The organism is Mesorhizobium sp. M7A.F.Ca.US.014.04.1.1, assembly GCF_003998745.1.
GTDB classification, from domain to species: domain Bacteria; phylum Pseudomonadota; class Alphaproteobacteria; order Rhizobiales; family Rhizobiaceae; genus Mesorhizobium; species Mesorhizobium ciceri.
This window is the reverse complement of sequence record NZ_RZRW01001120.1, coordinates 1-1028: the sequence shown is the minus strand read 5'-3', so window position 1 is coordinate 1028 and position 1028 is coordinate 1. Positions and strand designations below refer to the sequence as shown.

Sequence of the window (1028 nt, the reverse complement as noted above, 5' to 3'; positions counted from 1 at the left end):
CGCTTCGCGATACTCCCACAGGGCCGTGAGCGTCCGCACTACCTCGGTACTGGGCGCTATTTCGAGAAAGGCGCGGAAGTGCTTCCCCTTGGACGTTCCATGTATTGCGTAGCGGTCGTGGTAGATGTCGATCTTAAGATCACGATTGAAGAACGCTGCGAACCGGTCGTTGCTGAAGTCCAGCACGTAGCCCCCGTACATCCCAAAGATGTTGTCAATCAACGCCATGTCAGTGGTTGTTAGTTGCGCCATCGATTCGCCCAGTCACTTTTGCTGCAGGCTAATTTGGCGAGCTGTAGGCTCGCATGCAATTCCGTAAAAAGAGTGGCCAGCGCTTTGGGAGTCAGCGACGCCGCGCGCAATCCGCGCAACATGTCCGTTGTCGGCACCGGCACTTGATAATAGAGCCTGACTATGAACCCTTTCATCGTTTTTAAGGCGAAAAATAATCAAGCGTTGCGCATGGTCCAACACACGATACTGAACATCGCGCAGACCTCAACCTAGTGAGTGCCAACACAGATGCTTCATAACTGTCCCCCGCCAATACCGCTCCTCAACCGTTGGCTGCGCGGAGCTGCGCGGGTGAATGGCAATTACGGACATCTGCTGTTCGAGCAGGCGGCGCCGATCGATGATGATGTCGTCGCTGAACTGCGGCCCTATTTCGAATCCGCGCACTTCGACGCGCGTGACGTGTTTCACAGTGCCGCCCGAATAGACCTGCATCCCGATGCCGACGGCCCAGGTGGCAATGCGCAGTATCCAAATTGTTTGCCCGCCACCGCCAAGAAAGGGCTGTTCGGCGAGGTGATGGCCGGGCTCATGACCCAGGCCTACCAGTTCATCGGCGGCCACCAATGGTCGATCCCGATCTTCTTGTTCCGCTACCATGCGGAGGTCGAGGCCTATATCTTCGATCTGGCGCGGGATCCGGCGCGCGTCCGGGAAATCTCCGGCCGTCATGGCAACGACTTCATCGCGCTCGGGATCGATCCGGCCACGGGCCAAGTGGTGCGGTTCATAGC

The 1028-nt window shown here is 57.7% G+C and carries 2 pseudogenes; one reads left to right on the top strand and one right to left on the bottom strand.

Annotated elements, in window-relative coordinates:
* Nucleotides 1-228 (bottom strand): annotated as a pseudogene (locus EOA22_RS34965) (hypothetical protein); the annotation flags it as partial.
* A gap of 357 nt (nucleotides 229-585) precedes the next feature.
* On the opposite strand from EOA22_RS34965, the pseudogene EOA22_RS34960 reads away from it, so the two are divergent.
* A pseudogene (locus tag EOA22_RS34960) lies at nucleotides 586-1028 on the top strand (aminotransferase); the annotation flags it as partial.